Origin of the sequence: Pseudomonas sp. FW305-25 (genome assembly GCF_017351415.1) — a bacterium.
Taxonomy (GTDB): Bacteria; Pseudomonadota; Gammaproteobacteria; order Pseudomonadales; family Pseudomonadaceae; genus Aquipseudomonas; species Aquipseudomonas chlororaphis.
Genome location: NZ_JACNDE010000005.1, coordinates 238,021 through 258,076, shown reverse-complemented (window position 1 = coordinate 258,076; position 20,056 = coordinate 238,021). Strand labels below are relative to the sequence as shown.

Annotated in this window: 16 protein-coding genes and 1 pseudogene; 4 read left to right on the top strand and 13 right to left on the bottom strand. The window is 63.8% G+C overall.

What is annotated here, in order from left to right:
• Positions 1–12: 12 nt before the first annotated feature.
• The 5 genes from J4E58_RS07845 to J4E58_RS07825 form a co-directional block, all read right to left on the bottom strand.
• On the bottom strand, positions 13–1,098 hold the full coding sequence (locus J4E58_RS07845) for a monodechloroaminopyrrolnitrin synthase PrnB family protein (RefSeq protein WP_087090724.1): 1,086 nt from the start codon (positions 1,096–1,098) through the stop codon (positions 13–15).
• On the bottom strand, positions 1,098–2,714 hold the full coding sequence (locus J4E58_RS07840; RefSeq protein ID WP_087090722.1) for a tryptophan halogenase family protein: 1,617 nt from the start codon (positions 2,712–2,714) through the stop codon (positions 1,098–1,100). The genes J4E58_RS07845 and J4E58_RS07840 overlap by 1 nt, the downstream gene beginning before the upstream one ends.
• Positions 2,715–3,040: 326 nt before the next feature.
• Entirely contained in the window at positions 3,041–4,447 is a 1,407-nt protein-coding gene (locus J4E58_RS07835; RefSeq protein WP_087090720.1) for an FAD-binding oxidoreductase, read from the bottom strand.
• A 51-nt stretch (positions 4,448–4,498) separates the two neighbouring features.
• The gene (locus J4E58_RS07830; protein WP_087090717.1) at positions 4,499–5,314 is read right to left on the bottom strand and encodes an AraC family transcriptional regulator; all 816 of its coding nucleotides are present in this window, start codon (positions 5,312–5,314) and stop codon (positions 4,499–4,501) included.
• Complete coding sequence (locus J4E58_RS07825) at positions 5,301–5,498, bottom strand: hypothetical protein (RefSeq protein WP_143481884.1); 198 nt, start codon at positions 5,496–5,498, stop codon at positions 5,301–5,303. The genes J4E58_RS07830 and J4E58_RS07825 overlap by 14 nt, the downstream gene beginning before the upstream one ends.
• Positions 5,499–5,601: 103 nt before the next feature.
• Between J4E58_RS07825 and J4E58_RS07820 the strand changes: the two genes are divergently transcribed.
• Complete coding sequence (locus tag J4E58_RS07820; protein WP_007924808.1) at positions 5,602–5,871, top strand: DUF1652 domain-containing protein; 270 nt, start codon at positions 5,602–5,604, stop codon at positions 5,869–5,871.
• A gap of 65 nt (positions 5,872–5,936) precedes the next feature.
• Here J4E58_RS07820 and J4E58_RS07815 read toward each other — a convergent pair whose 3' ends face one another.
• A complete protein-coding gene (locus J4E58_RS07815; RefSeq protein WP_087090715.1) occupies positions 5,937–8,396 on the bottom strand; it encodes a UvrD-helicase domain-containing protein in 2,460 nt (819 codons plus the stop codon).
• A gap of 277 nt (positions 8,397–8,673) precedes the next feature.
• Here J4E58_RS07815 and J4E58_RS07810 point away from each other — a divergent pair, with 277 nt between their 5' ends.
• The gene (locus tag J4E58_RS07810; RefSeq protein ID WP_087090713.1) at positions 8,674–9,369 is read left to right on the top strand and encodes a pirin family protein; all 696 of its coding nucleotides are present in this window, start codon (positions 8,674–8,676) and stop codon (positions 9,367–9,369) included.
• A gap of 211 nt (positions 9,370–9,580) precedes the next feature.
• On the opposite strand, the gene pgm is transcribed toward J4E58_RS07810, so the two are convergent.
• Positions 9,581–11,224: a phosphoglucomutase (alpha-D-glucose-1,6-bisphosphate-dependent) gene (pgm, locus tag J4E58_RS07805; protein ID WP_087090711.1), complete on the bottom strand. Its 1,644-nt coding sequence runs from the start codon at positions 11,222–11,224 to the stop codon at positions 9,581–9,583.
• Positions 11,225–11,451: 227 nt separating this feature from the next.
• Entirely contained in the window at positions 11,452–12,474 is a 1,023-nt protein-coding gene (locus J4E58_RS07800; protein WP_009044099.1) for a zinc-dependent alcohol dehydrogenase family protein, read from the bottom strand.
• 270 nt (positions 12,475–12,744) lie between these two features.
• Here J4E58_RS07800 and J4E58_RS07795 point away from each other — a divergent pair, with 270 nt between their 5' ends.
• Positions 12,745–13,659 (top strand): LysR family transcriptional regulator, encoded by a 915-nt coding sequence (locus J4E58_RS07795; protein ID WP_007924813.1) that lies wholly within the window; start codon positions 12,745–12,747, stop codon positions 13,657–13,659.
• A 222-nt stretch (positions 13,660–13,881) separates the two neighbouring features.
• Here J4E58_RS07795 and J4E58_RS07790 read toward each other — a convergent pair whose 3' ends face one another.
• From J4E58_RS07790 to J4E58_RS07780, 3 genes are read right to left on the bottom strand one after another with little or no spacing between them, the layout of a single operon-like run.
• On the bottom strand, positions 13,882–15,222 hold the full coding sequence (locus J4E58_RS07790; protein ID WP_053261411.1) for an MFS transporter: 1,341 nt from the start codon (positions 15,220–15,222) through the stop codon (positions 13,882–13,884).
• Positions 15,223–15,265: 43 nt separating this feature from the next.
• Positions 15,266–16,807, bottom strand: coding sequence for a class I adenylate-forming enzyme family protein (locus J4E58_RS07785; RefSeq protein WP_087090710.1), 1,542 nt, complete (start codon positions 16,805–16,807; stop codon positions 15,266–15,268).
• A gap of 2 nt (positions 16,808–16,809) precedes the next feature.
• Entirely contained in the window at positions 16,810–17,988 is a 1,179-nt protein-coding gene (locus J4E58_RS07780) for an acetyl-CoA acetyltransferase (RefSeq protein ID WP_087090708.1), read from the bottom strand.
• Positions 17,989–18,137: 149 nt separating this feature from the next.
• On the opposite strand from J4E58_RS07780, the gene J4E58_RS07775 reads away from it, so the two are divergent.
• Positions 18,138–18,710: a LuxR C-terminal-related transcriptional regulator gene (locus tag J4E58_RS07775; protein ID WP_007924818.1), complete on the top strand. Its 573-nt coding sequence runs from the start codon at positions 18,138–18,140 to the stop codon at positions 18,708–18,710.
• Here the strand turns inward: J4E58_RS07775 and J4E58_RS07770 are convergent.
• Both J4E58_RS07770 and J4E58_RS07765 read right to left on the bottom strand, forming a co-directional pair.
• Positions 18,703–18,891 (bottom strand): hypothetical protein, encoded by a 189-nt coding sequence (locus J4E58_RS07770; protein ID WP_087090706.1) that lies wholly within the window; start codon positions 18,889–18,891, stop codon positions 18,703–18,705. The two genes, J4E58_RS07775 and J4E58_RS07770, sit on opposite strands and share 8 nt — an antisense overlap.
• 139 nt (positions 18,892–19,030) lie before the next feature.
• Positions 19,031–20,041, bottom strand: a pseudogene (locus J4E58_RS07765) (chitinase); the annotation flags it as partial.
• Positions 20,042–20,056: the final 15 nt, after the last annotated feature.

The window sequence follows — 20,056 nt, the reverse complement described above, 5'->3', positions numbered from 1 at the left end:
TGGTCGCGCGCATCAGGATTCGTCGATCGCGGCGCGGATGCGGGACCGCGCGGCATACGTGAGCGTGAGTAGTTCACCGAGCATGCTGGGCGCGTACCCCCCGCTGCCGATTGTGGGGCCGCTTTGCCCGACTTCGTACGCCCGCTCCGCCAATTTGAGGTGAGGCGCCCGGAAGCGCAGCAGGACCTTGAAGACCCGCTCGAGGGCTGTCAGCCCAGCCCGGACGTGCTCGTCCCGCGCACCGACCGCTCGCGCCTCGTCGAGCGCGCGGTCGATGAGCGCCGGCTCTCCGGAGAACCGAGCGTAGACCGCCCTGTACGCGGGAAGCACGTAGGGCAGGTACGTCTCTTTGAATTCTCGATAAGCTTGGTCGTCCGATTGCGAGCCCCACAGCACGTGCTCCAGCACGAAGAGGGGCATTTCTACAGCACCGGGGCCGAGGTAGCTCTGGCCCCCGACTCGAATCGGTTCGTAGAAGGGGCGCAGCTCATCGTAGAAGACCTGCGGCGAGATGAAGCGGTACGCGTAGACGATCGATTCGACCATTTTCTGCAGATAGGCTTCCAGCTCGTCGCACCCTTGCGCGAACGCGGGCGACCGCAGGGATACATCGGACAGCTCGACGGTCACCGCGATGGCCGCCTCGAGGGCCGCCATCGAGATGCGTACGCTCTCGAGCAAGTGCACTTCGTCGGGCAGCCCGGTGTAGCTGCGCTGCGCGTCGGCTGTCGCGGGGTTCCAGACCGTCACATGCAGGAGCGTCTCGCGCGGCGGCAGGTCGGTCGCGCGCGCCAGGTCGAGCAGCACCGGCTCAAGGCCGGGCACCACGTCCGCGGGCTCGTGCCCGTGCCGCTTGAGCGACCCCAGGAAGAACCCGATGTCCCGCATCGCGGCGGCGGCTTCGACGAAGCCCCAGCAGGAGGGCACGCCGCGCGCCGGGAGGAACTCGCGCAACAAGCCGACGATGCCCGGCACGTCCTTGTTACGGTTCAGGCCCGGCAGCTGGAGAACGAGCGAGCGCGCCTGCAACGGATCACAGGCCGCCACTGCAGCGTGCGTGACCGCGAATGCGCCTACCCGGTCCAAGGTGCGTTCCACTACAGGATTTCCTGCGCCGCGAGCGTCGGCCCGCGCTGGCCGCGAGACCGCCCAGCGTCGCCGTCACGCAGCGACCGCAGGTAGTCGTAGTTCGTCGGCAGGCTCGTGCGCAGACGCTCGGCCTCGCGCCGGATACTGGCGAACATCGCCTCGGCCTTCTCGATCGACTCCGGCCGGTGCTGCAAGAGCGGCAGCGACCGGTCGGGCAGCATGCCCAGGCCGGCAAAGATGCAGTAGTAGTTGCCGTTCAACCAGAAGTTCTTGAATTCGTAGTCGAAGGTCTCGTAGTACGTGGAATCGTCGAACGACGTGGTGGTCAGCGGCAGCCCCGCCTTGTAGCGCTGAACCTTCTCTTTGATGGCGTCCGAGAGCCGCAGGTCGTGCCGGTTCGCGAGCCAGAACGGCGTGTCTTCGCGCGACGTGGTGAAATAGTGCGCTTGGACGAAATCTCGGCAGTCGTCGAACATATAGACGATCTCGGCGTTGAATGCGTCGCTCAACCGCGGGTCGAACGAGGTGTCGGGGAAGTGCTTCACGAGCTGGTAAAGCGCCGCGTAGATGAAGTAGATTCCCGTCGATTCCAGGGGCTCCAGAAAGCACGACGACAGCCCGATCGAGACGCAGTTGTTGACCCACGCCCGCTTGTTGCGCCCGACCCGGAACTTGATCTGGTTGAGCGGCTGATTGTCCGAGAGGCCCCAGAGGTTGAGGAAGTCGGCGGTGGCCTGGTCGCGCGAGGTGAACTTGCTCGAGAAGACGTAGCCACTGCCGAACCGGCCCAGCATCGGAATCTTCCAGGTCCACCCCGAGTTCATGGCGATCGCGGAGGTGTACGGCTCGACCCCCTCGCGCGCGTCGTCGTTGGGCACGGCGCTGGCGACCGCGCTGTCGCACAACAGGTAGTCGGACATGTCGATGAAAGGCTCCTTCAGGGCCTGATTGATCAGGAGCCCCCGCATGCCGGAGCAGTCGATGAACAGGTCCGCCTCCAGCGTCCGTCCCTCCTTGGTGAACAGGCTGGAGATGTAGCCGCGCTCGTTCAGGTGAACGTCCACGACCTCGTCGACCACGCGCTTCACCCCGCGTTCGACGGCCCAGCGCTTCAAGAAGTCAGCCACCAGGTGCGCGTCGAAGTGCCACGCGTGGGACATTTGGCGGGTGCCGTCGGGCAGGCACGGCGCCAGCTTGCCGTCGAGCGCCGCGGCCTGCGGGTAGCACACGTACTCCATCGGCTGTTGGAAGCCCTGTTCGCGCTTGCGCAGCCAGTAGTGGGTAAGCGGCACGCCGTCGCAGTTCGGCACGTTGCCGAACAAATGGTAGAAATGATCGTCGCGCGAGGAGTCGGGAGACTTCCTCCAGTTCACGAACTTGATTGCGGCCTTGAACGCGCCGTTCACTTGGGGCATCCACTCCCGCTCCGGTATCCCGAGGAAGTCGAAGAACACCTTCTGCAAACTAGGGATGGTCGCCTCGCCCACGCCGATCCGGGGGATCGCTTCAGACTCGATGAGCGTAATGTTCGCCTGCTGTTGGAGCGCCCGGACGAGGTACGAGGCGGCCATCCAGCCCGCAGTGCCGCCGCCCACGATGACGATATTCTTGATCGGCTTGTTCATAACACTCCTTGTTTCAAGGCGGACTGCCTGTAACGGCCGCCAGCCTCCGTGCATCCGTGCAAGAAGCACATCAATGTGCTTGTGAGATTTAGACTCTAGCCTGCCGGAAAAGCGACGCAAATTCTGTTTCCGAATTAACAAACTAAAACGCAAAGGCATTCGGTATAACGAAAAGTCAGTTTGTCGACCTGAGTGATGTTCGCAACATTGGCGGCGATCACGGCCACCGGAGTCGATTGCTACAGGGTGACGTGGGCGGTGCTCTTGAATTGAGTGATGCTCATGGCGCTACCTGTCGATGGAAAAAACCGCTGTCAAAAAACTGATTAGTGCATCAGGCCTTCCATGAAGCCCGCCACCCGGCTGGCCAGCCGCCGGCGCCAGGGCGGCGTGGCCGGGTTGGCCAGGGCCTGGTCTTCATGGACGAAGCTGCGAATGATCGCGTTGTAGCCCAGCCAGCGGCACGGCTCCGGCTCCCAGGCGCGCAAGGCGTCGAGGCCGCCCTCGGGGATCACCCAGGGCTGGCGGGTCAACTCACTGTCGCGTTCGAGGATCAGCGCGGCCAGGGTCCGCCCGCCGAGGTTACTGGCGCCCACGCCTTCGCCGCCGTAGCCGCCGGACAAGGCGATGCCGCGCTGGCGGTCGCAGAGCATGTGCGGCCGGAAGTGCCGGGACATGCCCAGGTTGCCGCCCCAGGAATGGGTGATCCGCACATTTTTCAGTTGCGGGAAAAGCTCGCTGAACAGGTAGCGCCGCAGCTCGACTTCACTGCGGGTCAGGTCGAAGTCGTGACGCAGCTTGCCGGCGAACTGATAACCGCCACGGGCGCCGAACACCAGGCGGTTGTCCGCGGTGCGCTGGCCGTAGGTCACCTGGCGACTGCTTTCGCTGAACGCCTGGCCCTGGTTCAGGCCGATCTCGTCCCAGGTCGCGGCCGACAAAGGCTCGGTGGCCACCAGCAGGCTTTGCACCGGCAACTGGTAACGGCCCAGGGGCGGCAAGGTCACCGAATAGCCCTCCACCGCCGGCACTATCCAGCGGCAACGCACGCTGGCCCTGGTGGTTTGCAGGCTGCCGGCCTGCCAGTGGCTGACCGGGCTGTTTTCGTAGATCGGCACGCCCAGGCGCTCCACGGCCCGGGCCAGGCCGCGCACCAGCTTGGCCGGCTGGATGGTCGCGCAATGGGGCGCGTAGATGCCGCCGTAGGCCTTGGCCACGCGGATCTGCCGGGCCAGTTGCTCGGGGCTCAGCCAGCGGTAGTCGCGCTCGTCGAGCCCCTGGCGGTAGAGCGTGTCCAGGTAGCGGCGCTGGGTGATTTCCTGCTCGGGGTAACGCGCCGCGCAGTACAGCACCCCGCCCTTGCGGTAATCGCAGTCGATGCCTTCACGTTCAAGGACGATGGCCACTTCATCGGGAATGCCGTGCAGCAGGTCGAAGGAGGCGCGGCGCTGTTCGGGGCTCAGCCCGGCCAGCAACCGGTCCTCCCCCAAAAGATTGCCCATCAGCCAACCGCCGTTGCGCCCGGAGGCGCCGAAGCCGGCGGTCTGCGCCTCGACGATGACGATGTTCAGGGTCGGCGCCAGGCGCTTGAGGTAATAGGCGGTCCACAGCCCGGTATAACCGGCGCCGATGATCGCCACGTCGACATCCAGGTCCTGCTCCAGCGATGGCCGGGCCAGCAGCGGCTCGTCGAGCTGATCCATCCACAAACTGATATTGCGCCACGCTGGCATACACGCACTCCGCCACCCGAACTTCGATGGCGCCGATCCTAGTGCCTGGGCTCAGGGGTTGTCTTGCGCGCGTGCACGCAAAGAAATTTGCCTGGCGTAAGCCTTGGGCGACAGGCCGGTGTGCTGGCGGAAACAGCTGTAGAACGCCGACAGCGAGTTGAAGCCGGCGGCGAACGCCAGCTCGTCGATGCGTACCGGTAACGTCGCCTGGTCCAGGGCCGCCAGCAAATGCTGCAGGCGCGCCTGGTTCACATAGCGATAGAAACTCTGCCCCAGCACCTGGTTGAGCAGGTAGGAGATCTGGTTGCGGCTGTAGCCGCACTCCTTCGCCACCCGCTGCAGGTCCAGCTCGGGGTCGAGGTACGGCTGCTGGCGCTCGAAGTACTGCTGCAGGTCCTCGGCCATGAAACTCAGCTGGCGCAGCGACAGCCCCAGGCGGCTGACCGCCGGCCGCGCGCTGCCCTGTGCCTTGCCCGGCGCGGTCTCGCGCACCAGCGAGGCGTATTCGTTGACCCGCCAGATCAGGCCGTCGCGCACGGTGATCGCCTCGCTGGCGCGAAACGACACCAGGCCCTGCCCGCCGCGCAGGGTCACCTGGTATTGAATGAACGCGGTGTTGCCGTCCAGGCGGATGCGGTCGCTGTGCTCCAGGGCCTCGTCAGGCGCGCGCGGCATGCTGTTGCGCACATATTCGCGCAGCTCGTCCAGGCCCAGGGTGCGGTTCTGGAAAAAGTCGTTGTACTGGATTTGCGGGTGATACAGCGCCATGACGCCATCGAGGTCGCGGTGCTTCCAGCACAGGTGATAGCGCAGCACCGTCTCGCCGGTGGCCTGGGTTTGCGCCGGGCCATCATCAAGGGAAGACATAGGGGCAGAGATAACGGCTCAGGGGATGGAAAGGCGCAGCTTGCCGAAGTTCGTCCAGCGCTTCAATGGCCAATGCATGGCCTCTGGATACTGGCGTTTTGCCTAAACCGCAGGCGGAAATGACCTGCATCAAAAAAGTGCCAGACAATCGCCAAACGGCCTGAAAAAAACCGTTGAATGTCATATCCCGGTGCTATTTTTAAAAGCTCCACAGGTTGGTCCAGTGACGGTCCTTCCATACCTACCGCGAGCACAAGGAAGCGCTCAATGGTCAAGGTGGGCAATCCATGAATAGAGTCTCCGCCAGCAAAGTCACCTTTCCCAACGCCTGCCAGCTGATGCGCTGGCATTTTCACCCCATGGGCTTCGAGGCCAGCATGGATGCACCCGGCAGCATGATCGCCCGGCTCTTCGATCGTGCCAGCGGCGAGACCATGATCGCCATTGCCGGCATCCCCTGCGCCACCGTGATGAACGCCACCGATGTCGAGCGAATAATCGAGGCGGTGGAAGACGAGCTGGAGGCCTTCATGCCGCCACTCGCCTTGAAAGCCTAGGGTCGCTCTGCTCCTGGCCCCGGCCGCTCCAGACTGTTTTCAAGCCCGCCATCGAGCGGGCTTTTTCAGGCCCGCAGGTCGGCGAAGAACGGCTTGCCCTGGGGAACCCGGTCCGACGCCTTGGGTGCATTGGCCGCCTGGGTGTCCGGGCGGTCCACATACCAGTAGCAATGTTTCACCGCCCGGGTGATGCCGACATAGGCCAGGCGCAAGGTCTCGTCCTTCTGCGCATTGTCGTAGGGTTCGCTGTCGCCATCCTTGCCCAGCCCGGCCATGCGATAGACCTGGTTCTTGTAGGGCGAACTGGTCAGGTGCTGGCAATCGCCCAGCAGGAACACCGCATCCGCCTGCAAGCCCTTGGAGCTGTGATAAGTCAGTTGCTTGAGGCGCCGATCCTCGGCCGGCAATCTAGAATCAACATTAACTATTGGAAAAATATGCTCTTCAATCAATGATTTATCGCTACTTTTTCGAAATAATATCAAGATCGAATCGCCATTGCGATAGTGCTCCGCCAGCCGTGCTGCAAGCCCCTGGTCGTCGCGGTCCAGCACATTCACCGGCAACACTTCCTTGGGTTCGCCGCTGGCCTTGGCCTTCTTCCCGGCAATCGCCGGCGCCGCGCGGACGATATGTTCCGCGGCGTCGATGATGTGCTGGTGGCTGCGATAGTTCTCGCTGAGCATCACTCGGGTGGTGGCCGGCGACGGGAATTCCTTGTTGAACTCCATGAAGAATTTCGGCGAACTGCCACGCCAGCCGTAGATCGACTGCCAGTCGTCCCCTACGCAGAGCAACGACGAGCGCTGTGCCCCGCGACCGACATGCATTGCCGGCCCGCGACTGCGGATTTCGCGCAGGCTGGCGCGAATCCACGAGACGATCTGCGGCGAGACGTCCTGGAATTCGTCGATCATCAGGTGCGACATCGGCCGCAAGCGCTCATCGCTGAGCAGCTTGAAGTTCTCCGGGGTGTTCTCGCCGAACAGCGCGAACATGCGGTTGTAGCTCATGATCGGCGGCGACTGGTCGAGCAGATGATCATCCAACGCCCGCCAGAACAGGCTCAGGGCCTCGAAGAAGTAGCGATCCGGGTCGTCCCGGGCAAACACCATCTGGCCCACGGCCACCGAGACGTCCAGCCCGAGGTTCTCGATAAACCCGGCCGCGGCGACAAAACAGTCCAGCAACGGCGCCGAAGCCAGCTCGCCCTTGACCTTGTAGTCGAAGCCCGGCCCGGCACTGGCATCCCCGGCCAGGGACGACAGGACGCGCTTTGCCGAATCGTAACTATCCAGCCAAATCATTGGCTTACGGCAGAAAGCTTGAAACAGGGTGCGCTTTACCGCCCACTCCGCGCGCACCGAAAGCTTCGATCCGGGGCGACTCAACTGCGGGTTTTCCCGAGGGTCGAACCCCAGCACCACCCAGGCATCCAGCTCGGCGACGTAGCCATGGCAATGGAACTGCGAGCCGTTGATCTCGACCGTCTGCCGGTTCGGCTCGATGCCCTTGATCGGCCAGGCGCCGGCACGAAACCACAGGTCTTCCAGGGTGTCGCACAGTTCTTCGTCGCGCTTGGCCGCCAGTTCGGTCACGGCCATGCGTTTTTGCACGTCCGGGTGATCGCGCTCCAGCTCCTTGAGTTGCAGGGCATGGCGCAGCAACGGCTTGATCGCCTCGCGAAAACGCCCGTCACGCCGATGCAGGGCGTGGTAACAGGCATTCAGGTGCTTGCGCTGGGCGTCGTTGATCCGCAGGTCGAAGGGATTGCTGTCGACCTCCAGATCCCCCGCCGCCGGGCGATCGCTGAGGTTCTCGAACGCCTGCAGGCGCTCGAAACCCGGCAGGCTGCGGACCATCGGCAGGATGCGCGAGTGGAAGGTGCGCACCAGCTCCCGCGCCTGCTTGAGGCCCAGGGGCCGGCCCCAGAGCGCGAACACCTCCATCAGCTTGTTGATGAAGTCCTTGCGCGACTCGCGGGTGAAGGTCACCACGGTCATCGAGTCGAACTCGAAGCCCAGGTAATGATTGAGCAGCAGGATGCGCAGGACCAGGGAAGTCGACTTGCCCGCGCCAGCGCCGGCAATCACCGAGGTGGACGGGGTTTCGCTGAAGATCATCTTCCATTGCGCGCTGCTGGGTTGGGCATGGGCCGGCAGCAGGCGGCCAACGTCGGCCTTGATGCGCTTCTTCAGTTCGGCGCTCAGCGGCAGGCGCCAGTCGTCGAACAGATAATCGTCTACCCCGGGCGACGGATGCTCGGTGGAGCGGCTGTCGCGAATCAGCAGGACCTGACGACCCTGCTCCAGACCTTCGGCCTTGCCCTCCTGGTAACCGTATTCCACCCCGGCGGTATGCCCGCTGCGAAAGCCGTCCGCCTGGCCATGCAACCAGGACGCGCGATGCTGGGCGCGCAAGCGACTGAGGCCATGACCGAAGAACCTGGCCGCCAAGCGCTTGAGCAGCGGCATTTCGGCCAGGGGCAAGAGTTCGGGAGGAAGATCGGGGGTGTGTTGCGGCACGCTGACTCCAGGGTATGAGGCTGTGTGGGACGGTATGGTCGCTTCATTCGTCGATGACTTCTAGTGAAACGCTTACAGGTCATCCACTTAAGCCCCGAACTGAATGTTTGGAAGCAGAAGGAAGACTACAAAATATATCTATTTATTAGATCTGATAACGGCGATTTTTGCGCTTTTTATCGATGCTTTGCTGATGGATGATGAGCGCCATCAATCACCGGTCTCGTTCTGCGGCTCCACCAAGGCGCCCCATGACGAACCCTGACAGGAGACGATCATGCTTGAACTCAGACCCTTCAAATCCCTGGGCGGCGCCCATCATGGCTGGTTGGATGCCCACCACCACTTTTCGTTCGCCGAGTACTACGACCCCAAACGCATGAACTGGGGCAACCTGCGCGTGTGGAACGACGACGTGATCGCCCCCGGCAGCGGTTTTCCGCAGCACCCGCACCGGGACATGGAAATCATCACCTACGTTCGTGAAGGTGCTATCACCCACCAGGACAACCTGGGCAACAAGGGCCGCACCGAGGCTGGCGACGTGCAGGTGATGAGCGCCGGTACCGGGATTGCCCACAGCGAATACAACCTGGAAGCCGGCGAAACCAGGATCTTCCAGATCTGGATCATCCCCAACGAGGCCGGCTCCGCGCCGTCCTGGGGTGCCAAGCCGTTCCCCAAAGGCCAGCGCGAAGGCTTCGTGACCCTGGCCAGCGGCAAGCAAGGCGATGACCAGAGCCTGCGGATTCGTGCCGACGCGCGCCTGGTAGCCGCCAACCTGAAGGCCGGCGAGTCCGCCGAATACCCGCTGGACAAAGGGCGCCGCGCCTACCTGGTGCCCGCGACCGGGGTGATTGAAGTCAATGGCTTGCGCGCCGAAGCTCGAGACGGTGTCGCGATCGAGGACGAGCGCCTGCTGCGGGTCACCGCCCTCGAGGACAGCGAAATCGTCCTGGTGGACCTGGCTTGAGACAGCGAAGCAATGCTCCGTTTCTGTAGGAGCGAAGCTTGCTCGCGATGGGCTGCAAAGCAGCCCTGAAGCTGACTCAGCTCCAGTTGAAGATGGCTGTCGCTCAACGGCAGCCATCGCGGGCAAGCCTCGCTCCTACAAGACACAGCCGCAATAAAAAGGGGCGACCTTCTGGTCGCCCCTTTTTCGTCTGCCGCGAAACGCCGCTGGATCAGCCGCTGATCGCGCCGTCCACCAGGGTCTGCGCTTCCTGCACCAATTGCTTCAGGTGATCGTCGCCGATAAAGCTCTCGGCGTAGATCTTGTAGATGTCTTCGGTGCCCGATGGACGCGCGGCGAACCAGCCGTTCTCGGTCATGACCTTGAGGCCGCCGATCGCCTGGTCGTTGCCCGGCGCGTGGCTGAGGATCTTCTGGATGCTTTCGCCGGCCAGCTGGGTCGAGGTCACCTGCTCCGGCGACAGCTTGCCGAGCAGCGCCTTCTGCTGCGGGTTGGCCTTGGCATCGACGCGCACCGAGAACGGCTCGCCCAGCTCGTCGCACAAGGCACGGTAGGCCTGGCTCGGATCGCAGCCGGTGCGGGCGGTCATTTCCGCGGCCAGCAAGGCCGGGATCAGGCCGTCCTTGTCGGTGCTCCAGACGCCGCCGTCCTTGCGCAGGAACGATGCGCCGGCGCTCTCTTCACCGCCAAAGCCGAGGGAGCCGTCGAACAGGCCGTCGGCGAACCACTTGAAGCCCACCGGCACTTCGTACAGGCGACGGCCCAGGCGCGCCGCCACGCGGTCGATCAGGCCGCTGCTGACCACGGTCTTGCCCACGGCCGCGTCGGCGCGCCAATGCGGGCGGTTCTGGAACAGATAGTCGATGGCCACCGCCAGGTAATTGTTCGGCGCCAGCAGGCCACCCGTCGGGGTCACGATACCGTGGCGGTCGTGGTCCGGGTCGCAGCCGAAGGCCACGTCGAAACGATTCTTCAGGCCGATCAGGCCCTGCATCGCATAGCTGGACGACGGGTCCATGCGGATCTGGCCATCCCAGTCGACGGACATGAAACGGAAGGTCGCATCGACTTCCTTGTTGACCACCTCCAGGTCCAGGCGATAGTGCTCGGCAATCGCCGACCAGTAGCGCACCCCTGCTCCGCCCAGCGGATCGACGCCCAGGCGCAACTTGGCGTTGCGGATGGCGTCCAGGTCGATGACGTTGATCAGGTCGGCGACATAGCTGTTGACGTAGTCGTGACGATGGGTGGTGTCGGCCTTCAGGGCCTGCTCGTAGCTGATGCGCTTCACACCGGCCAGCTTGTTGGCCAGCAGCTCGTTGGCCTTGGCTTCGATCCACTTGGTGATGTGGGTATCGGCCGGGCCGCCGTTGGTGGGGTTGTACTTGTAGCCACCGCTTTGTGGCGGGTTGTGCGACGGGGTGATCACAATGCCGTCGGCCAGGCCGCTGGTGCGGCCGCGGTTGTAGCAGAGAATCGCATGGGACACCGCCGGCGTCGGGGTGTACTCGTCGCCCGCGGCGATCATCACGGTCACGCCGTTGGCGGCCAGCACTTCCAGGGCGCTCGCGCCAGCCGGGGTGGACAGCGCGTGAGTGTCGATGCCGACAAACAGCGGGCCATCGATGCCCTGGGCCTGGCGATACAGGCAGATCGCCTGGCTGATGGCGAGGACATGCCATTCATTGAAACTCAGGTCGAACGAGCTGCCACGATGCCCCGAGGTGCCGAAGGCGACCCGCTGGGTAGAGATGGCGGCATCGGGCTGGCCGGTGTAGTAGGCCGTTACCAGTCGCGGAAGATCGACCAGCAATTCTGTCGGTGCCGGTTTGCCCGCAAAAGGACTGAGTGTCATGCAAAACCTCGGGAAATGGATGGTTCGGTGAGTGCTGCGCAGTTTACTGGCAGTTTGACCGCAACGCGACGGGATCTATCCGTGGAGGCTTGCACAATCGGCAGGTGCAGCTAGGCCATGGTCGGCTGCTGCACAGAGGCTGCTCAGGATCGAGGCGGGAATAAGGAAGGGAGTGACCGCGAAGACAGAAACGCCAGAGTGCGCGATGGCGAACCCTGGCGTCAGGATCAGGCCGGTTCGACCTGCAGTGCGACCCGCTCGCGGCAAGGACACTCGTCCATGTAGCGGTGGGCTTCGACGAACTCGTTGAACGGGAAGATCCGGGTCTTCAGCGGCAGCAGCACACGGTCCGCCGTCAGCTGGTTGATGTCGCGCAAGGCGCGCTGCAAGGCCACCTGGTCCTGGATGATGCCCAGCTCGGGCTTGCCGGTGAAGTTGCCGATGCAGTGCACGAAGAACTGGATGTTCTTCTGGAACGCCGCGCAGGCCGGGAACGGCGTCTGGTTGCCGCCTTGCAGGCCATACAGCACCAGGCTGCCGCGCGGCGCCAGGACGTCGCCGAGCATCGACATCTGCGGACCGCCCAGGCCATCGAACACCACGTCGACACCACGGTTGTCGGTGTATTTGTTGATCTGCATGAGCAGGTCCTGCTCTTCGGTGACGATGACTTTCTCGGCCCCCAGGGACAGCAGGTACTCACGCTCTTCAGCGGTCTTGGTCGCGGCAATCACCCGCACTCCGAGCGCCTTGCCCAGCTGGACAAAGGACGGACCGGCGCAGTGGCTGGCATCGGTGACCAGGGCGAACTGCCCGGGCTTGACCCGCGCCAGGTCGACATAGGCAAAGTAGGCCACCAGCAGCGGCGTGTAATGCACCGCGGCTTCCACCGGGCTGAGCACATCGGGATAGCGGGTCAACGCCGAGCGTGGCAGGACAATCAGCTCGCCATAGACCGGATAATCGTTCGGGCTTTCGGCCGGGAAGCTGGCAACCTTGTCGCCAATGGCCAGGTCGTCGACACCTTCGCCGACCGCAGTCACCACGCCGGCCATCTCATGGCCAAGGCCGGAAGGCAGGCGGGCATGGGAAGACGCCAGGTTCTGGCGCCAAAGGACGTCGTACCAACTGATGCCGATCGCTTCGACACGCACCTGCACTTCGCCTGGCGCAGGCAGAGCGGCCGCATGCTCTTCGCACTTGAGCACCTCGGCCGGACCAAACTTGTGAAAACGGATCGTGCGGGACATCGCAAACCTCGTCAAAGTAACCTCTAATGCCCTGAACTCTATCTGGGCTTTCCGGCCAAGACCATCAGTGACTATTAATAGTCGACATGCCTGTCATTGATTCCGCAGCACCTGCAACAACGGGGAAACAGCGTGCCGGAGCGAAGGGTTCCTTACAGGAAAAAACAATTAGCCGGTGCAGAGTAGCAGCCTTTCCCCGTAAGATTCATGCCGGCCATTGTTCTCATATGGCCGCTCTCGTCAAGTTTGCTGACTCTGCCAGGACTCAAGATGAATCGTAATGACCTGCGTCGTGTCGACCTGAACCTGTTGATCGTGTTCGAAACATTAATGCATGAACGCAGCGTGACCCGGGCGGCGGAGAAACTCTTCCTCGGCCAGCCGGCCATCAGTGCGGCGCTGTCGCGCCTGCGCAGCCTGTTCGACGATCCGCTGTTCGTGCGCACCGGGCGCAGCATGGAGCCGTCGGCCCGGGCGGTGGAAATCTTCGCCCTGCTCTCGCCCGCCCTCGACTCGATCTCCACCGCGGTCAGCCGCGCCGCCGAGTTCGACCCGGCGACCAGCACCGCGGTGTTCCGCATCGGCCTGTCCGACGACGTCGAGTTCGCCCTGCTGCCGATGCTGCTCAAGCGCCTGCGCGCCGAAGCGCCGGGGATCGTGCTGGTGGTGCGCCGCGCCAACTACCTGCTGATGCCGGCCCTGCTGGCCTCCGGCGAGATCTCCATCGGCGTCAGCTACACCCAGGACCTGCCGGCCAACGCCAAGCGCAAGGTGCTGCGCCGCAGCCTGCCCAAGCTGCTGCGGGCCGACAGCATGCCCGGCGCCCTGAGCCTCGATGACTTCTGCGCCCGCCCCCACGCCCTGGTGTCGTTCGCCGGCGACCTCAGTGGTTTTATCGATGAAGAACTGGAAAAACTCGGGCGCAAGCGCCACGTGGTGCTCGCGGTCCCGCAGTTCAACGGCCTGAGCACCCTGCTCACCGGCACCGACATCGTCGCCACCGTGCCGGACTACACCGCCGAAGCCCTGACCGCCGCCGGCGGCGTGCGCGCCGAAGACCCGCCCCTGCCGGTGCGCACCTTCGAACTGCACATGGCCTGGCGCGGCTCCCAGGACAACGACCCGGGCGAACGCTGGCTGCGCTCGCGGATTCAGATGTTTTTCGGCGACCCCGATAGCCTTTGATCCCTACACAAACCGGATCGTCTGCCATAGGCAAAAGGGCCAGTCCTGACTGGCCGCTCGCGAGACTTTCCTGTTTCCGTGCTGACACCGAGCGTTGCAGCTATGCGCTCGACCCGCCCGACGCCATTGCCCACCACTGCCCCATACCGACGTCCTGGCCGCCAGGCCGCGACACGCGGCCGGGTGACGCCAGTCGGTCGGGGCCGGTGCTGACAGGTGGGCTTAAGCTTGCGGATTGACCAGGAGTTGCGCAGCCCCATGCCCCTGGTGCCGGACGTCGCGGGTACAGGCGACGAAGTCTTCCTTGCGCAGCACTAGCAGGGCCAGCAGCGACGCGATCCCGGTCGCCACGTAGAAGTACCAGGGCGCGGTGATGTCGCCAGTGAGCTTGATCAGCCAGGTGGAAATCAGCGGCGCGCTACCGCCGAACACCGCCACCGGGATGTTGTAGGCCACGGCGATGCCGGTGGAGCGGATACGGGTCGGCAGCAGCTCGCTCATCAGGGCGTAGGTCGAGGACGCATAGAGCCCGAACAGGATCGCCACGGCCATCAGCGGCCAGAACAAGGTGGCCGGGGTGGCGTTGGGCGCGGCCTTGAAGAACCAGTACATGGCCAGGGTCGCCAGGGTACCGATCACCATCAGGAACGGCTTGCGTCCGTAGCGATCGGTGAAGGCGCCGCCGAAGGGCATGACCACCGCCGCCGAGAGGCTGGCGACAAATACATAGAGCAAGGTGGTGCCACTGTCGAACTTGAGGGTGTTGGACATGTAGGTCGAGGCGAAGGTCAGCACCAGGTAAAAGATCGAGCTGTGCAGGGTGATGATGAAGAACACCAAAGCGATCGGGCGCTTCCACTGCCAAACCTCGCGCAGCGGCGCCTTGGAGGTCTGCCCGGCCTGCAGCAAGGCGAGGAATTCCGGGCTGTCCTCCAGTTTCAGGCGGATATACAGCGAGATGAAGCCCAGGGGACCTGCGATCAGGAACGGGATCCGCCAGCCCCAGTCCTGCATCAGTTCGGCGCCCAGGGCCCAAGTCATGCCGTTGGCCACGGCGCCGCCCAGGAGCAGGCCGAGCACAGCGGTGACCATCAGCCAGCAGGTGGCGAATCCCCGGCGCCCTGGGCTGGCGTATTCGGAAATGAAGCTGGTGATGGTGCCGATCTCGCCACCGGCAGAGAAACCCTGCACACAGCGGACCAGTACCAGGATCACCGGCGCGGCGATGCCAATGCTCGCGTAGGTCGGCAACAGGCCCAGCAGGCAGGTGGAGCCGGCCATCATCACCAGTACCGTGATCAGGGTCTTGCGTCGGCCGATCTTGTCGGCCAGGGGGCCGAAGAACAGGCCGCCCAGGGGCCGGATGAAGAAGCTCAGGGCAAAGGCCGCGAAGCTTGCCAGAAGGCTGCTGGTGGGATCGTCGGAAACGAAGAAGGCCTTGCCGATGTACAAGGCCAGGAAACCGTAGACGCCATAGTCGTACCACTCGATCAAGTGGCCGGAAGTGGCGCCGATGAAGGCCCGGCGCCGCTGGCGCTGGGGGTTGGAAGGTGGCACGCCCATCGTGGGGACTCCTGTCGTAGTGCTATCCATGAAATGCCGCGTTTCAGAGGTTGCTCAAGGGCCCGGTGGGGTCCTGCAACCACTGGCGCAAGCGGGTCTTGAGAATCTTGCCATAGCTGTTCTTGGGCAGCTCGGCGCAAAACAGGTACTTCTTCGGCTTCTTGAACGAGGCCATGCGCGCCAGGAACCAATGGTTGAGCGCCTGCGCATCGAGGTTGCCGGGCGAACGCAGGACCACGAAGGCCACCACCGACTCGCCCCACTGCGGGTCGGTCTCCCCCACCACGCACACTTCGAATACCTCGGGGTGCTGGATCAGCACTTCCTCGACTTCCCGCGGGTAGATGTTGCTGCCGCCGGAGATGATCACATCCTTGCTGCGATCGGTCAGGGTCAGGTAACCCCGCTCATTCAGGAAACCGATGTCACCGGTGAGCAGCCAGCCGTCCACCAGGGCCTCCCGGGTGGCTTGCGGATTGTCCCAGTACCCCTGCATCACCACAGCCCCGCGCACGGCGATTATCCCCCTCTCCCCGGCAGCCAGGGGTTGGCCCGCAGTATCCACCACGCGCACCTCAACGCAGGCGTGGGCACGCCCTACCGAGGCAGCAATGGTCGGCCAGTCAGCATGGCCGCGGTCGGCAATGGTCTCCCTGGACAGGGCGCTGATGGTCATTGGGCATTCGCCCTGGCCGTAGATCTGCACCAGCCGCGGGCCGAAGGTGTCCAGGGCCTGGGCGAGATCCGCCAGGTACATCGGGCCGCCGCCGTAGACGATGGTCTTGATCCCTTCGCCGCAATAGCCCTGCTGCCGGGCCTGCTGCACCATGCGCTTGAGCATGGTCGGCGCGGCAAACAGGCTGACCTGGCCCAGCGCCTGCGCCAGCTCGAACAATTCCGCCGCCTGGAACCCCTGGGACGTCGGCACCACATGCCGCGCGCCACAGCGCACATGGATGAAGTTGTAGAGGCCGGCACCGTGAGACATCGGCGCGGCATAGACCACTGCGTCATCAGCGGCCACCGGGTCCACGTCCAGCGGATAGCACAAGGACATGGCGATCAGGTTGCCATGGGACAACATCACCCCCTTGGGGCGGCCAGTGGTCCCGGAGGTGTAGAACAGCCAGGCCAGGTCGTTGTCCTCCCGCAGGTGCGGCTCCACCAGTTCATCGCCCGGCACCCGGCCTTGCACGGCCAGCCCGGGCGCGGCCAGTTCACGGCAGCCGGCAGGCAGGGCCACGGTGTCGAAGCTCTGGCCCTCATCGGTGTAGATCAGCCGGGCCCCGGCATTGCCGGCAATCCAGGCGGCTTCCAGTGCATGCAGCTTGCTGTTGATCGGAACCGCCACCGCCCCGCTCCACCAGATGGCGTACAACAGTTCGAGATAACCGCAGCTGTTCTTCAGCAGCAGCGCCACTCGGTCGCCAGGCTCGATGCCGTACTCATGGCGCAGTTGCAGGGCGCGTGCCCTGGCCTGCTCGGCAAACGCCTGGTAGTCGGCGACCTGGCGGCGCCCCTCGAACAGAGCTCCCCGCCGCGGCCAGCGCTGGGCCGCATCGCGCAGCCAATGGGCGATGTTCATCCTCAGACCTTGACCGCTTGCAGGACGCTGGCGTAGTTGGCCACCGCCATGCCGCCCATGTTGAACAGCAAGCCGAACTCGGCACCGGGCACACCCAGGCCGATGGGTTTGCCGATCAGTTGGGCAAAGCCCAGGGCATGCATCGATACCCCGGTGGCCCCCACCGGATGCCCCTTGGCCTTGAGCCCGCCGGACAGGTTCACCGGCAGGCGTCCGCCCTGGCGCACGGTGCCGTCGTCGAGGGCCCGGTGCCCCTCGCCCCTGGGCGCCAGGCCCATGGCTTCGTAGATCAGCAATTCAGCGATGGTGAAGCAGTCGTGTACCTCAGCGAAACTCAGGTCGCCGAGGGTCACGCCAGCCTGGCGCAGGGCCCCGTGGATAGCCCGTCGCGGCCCCTCGAAGGCCAGCATGTCGCGGCGCGACAAGGGCAGGAAGTCGTTCACCTGGGTCATGGCACGAATCGCCACCTGGCGTCGCATCGAACGGGCGCGCTGGGGCGAGGCCAGGATGATCGCCGCCGCACCGTCACTGATCAACGAGCAGTCGGTCAGGCGCAGTGGCGGCGCGATCAGCGGGTTGCCCTGGGAAACGTTGTTGCAGTGTTCAAAATCCATCACGCGGTGCATCTGCGCCAGGGGGTTGGCCATGGCATTGGCGTGGTTCTTCACCGCAATCATGGCCATCGAGGACAACGGGCTGTGATAACGGTCGGCGTACTGCTGCGCCACCCGGCCAAAAAGCAGGGCGAAACTCATGCCGGCCTCCTGGAGGGCGTTCTGGTAGCCGGCGCCGGCCAGGGCCCGGGTGACCTCGACGGTGCTGTTGCCGGTCATTTTCTCCGCGCCGACCACCAGTACCAGTTCGGCGGCGCCGCTGCGGATCGCGTTGATCCCGGCCTGGATCGCCGCCGAACCGGAGGCGCAGGCGTTCTCGCAGCGAGTGGCGGGCTTGAAGCGCAGTTGCGGATCGGCCTGGAGCATCAGCGAGGCGGGGAAACCATCCGCCACCAGGCCGGAGTTGAAGTGCCCGAGAAACAGCGCGTCGATTTGTGCAGCCTCGATCTCAGCGTCTGCCAGGGCCTCGCGGGTAACCTGGACGATCAGGTCCTCGAGGTTCAGGCCGTCCAGACGACCGAAAGGGCTATGGGCGGCAGCGACGATGGATACGGAATCGTGAATCATGTGATTTTCTTCTTCCTTGAAGCGGGTATTCCATACAATGATTCAACACCCGAATCACACGCTAGTTGGGGGAACTACGTACGGCAGTAAGTAGTCCCCCGCCCCCCAAAAAAAAGGGGCGCGCCGATAAACCCGAGGCAGGATGCCTGATGACCCTACACGCCCAGCAATTCCAGGACCTCGAGCGCCTGGCCTTCCAGGTTTCCCCCGCACCGCAGATGATCACTGGGCATCGCCGGATGCTCGATTGCAACCAGGCCTTCGTACGCCTGTTCGGCTACGAGCGCGAACACTTGCAAGGCCACCTGACCCTGCTGTTGTACCCCTCCCAGGCCGACTACCAGAGCATCGGCGAACGCAGCGAGCACTGGCTGCGCAACGGACCCGGCACCTTCTACTCCGACGAACGCTTCATGCAGCATCGCAACGGCGAGGTGTTCTGGGCCCGCGCCCACGGTTTTTCCCTGACTGCCGAGGATCCGTTCAAGCTGATGGTCTGGCATTTCGAGCGCCTGGACCGCCAACCGGCGCCGATGATCCAGTTGACCCCGCGCGAACGGGAAATCTCGCTGCATATCGTCAATGGCCTGACCTGCAAGGAAGTGGCACGCAAACTGGGCATTTCCCACCGCACCGTGGAAGTCCACCGCGCCCGGCTGATGAAGAAACTTCAGGCCAAGAACAGCGCAGAACTGGTGTCGAAGATCATCTTCATCAGTTGAGCGCCTGCGCAAGCATGTCGCTGGCACTGATGCGCAGCAGCTGCAATGGCCCGATATTCAAGCCCCCCACGCTGCCGCCCTCCGCCACGATCTGCTTGAGGGCATCCATCTCGACGTTGCGTCTGGAGACGATTTTGCCTCTGCAGGCCTCATCCGCAAAAAATCCGATGCCTTGCGACATCGGATTTTCATTGCTTGCCCTCAGCGATCAAGTCAACAGGCTTGACTGTCGAGCATCCGGCACGTCTGCCGGAGGTCTCCTTGACCGAATGCTAGTGGGCGCTCTGCGGGTGGGGCTCATCCTGGGTCGAGGGGGACAGCTTGCCACCGTTGATCAACGGCCCGTAGCGCCGGCTGAATTCCTGGTTGTAGGGCACGTGGTCCTTGTTGAACCCATTGTCCCAGTTGACCGACCAGGTCATCAGGCCCTTGATCGACAGCCCTTTGGCATCGAGGCGTTTGAACGCATTGGCAACGGCCGCCGGGTTGACCACGTATCCGGTGGCCGCGGCATCGACGTTGGCGGGCAGGCCAATGACGAATTTGCCAGCGGCAATCCTGGTGAAACCGCGAGTACCACTCACCAGGCTTTCGGTCAGGTAATAGAGGAAGTCCTCTTTCATGGCGTCGTTGTTCTGGGCGATCCAGGCCCCCTTGCCGTTGTTGGCCTCCTGAACCCAGAGGCCATCGCCGCCCTGGTTGTAGAACTGCGGCGCGATGAAGTCGTAGTAGCCTTCCAGCGCCTTGAGGTAGTCGACGTATCGACCGGCAGCGGTCAGGTAGGGGAACTCCGGCGCCATGCTGATGATGAAATGCTTGCCCTCGGCAGCATAGTGATCCTTGACCAGCTTCAACGCGGCCGGCAGGACGATCTTGTTGCTGGCAGAGTCAATCGCACTCTGTTCAAGATCGATGTCCAGTCCGTCAAAGCCGTAGGTTTCCACCAGGCGGATGATTTCATTGGCCAGGGGCTGTTCGTGGCCCGGGTTCAACGCGATATGAGCGTCGGCGCCCCCCAGGGACATCAGCACCGCCCTGCCCTGGCTGTTCAGCACGCCCACCTGGCGACGAAACTCGGCATCGGACAGGTTGTACGGCTTGAACGTCGGAATACCACTGCCTTTCATGAACGCCACGGCCACCACGTTGTAGTCCCGGGGCACATCCTCCAGGTTCATATTGGCAAACTGCCCGCGCTGGTAGCCGTCCGAGGGGCCGGCCGGCCAGTTGTGCCAGTAGCCCATGAGGATTTTCTTGCCATCCAGGCTCGGCATCCGCGACGCGGCATCATCCTGCGTCGTTTTCAGTTGGGTAAAGTCAATCTGTGACATGTTCTAATCCTTCAG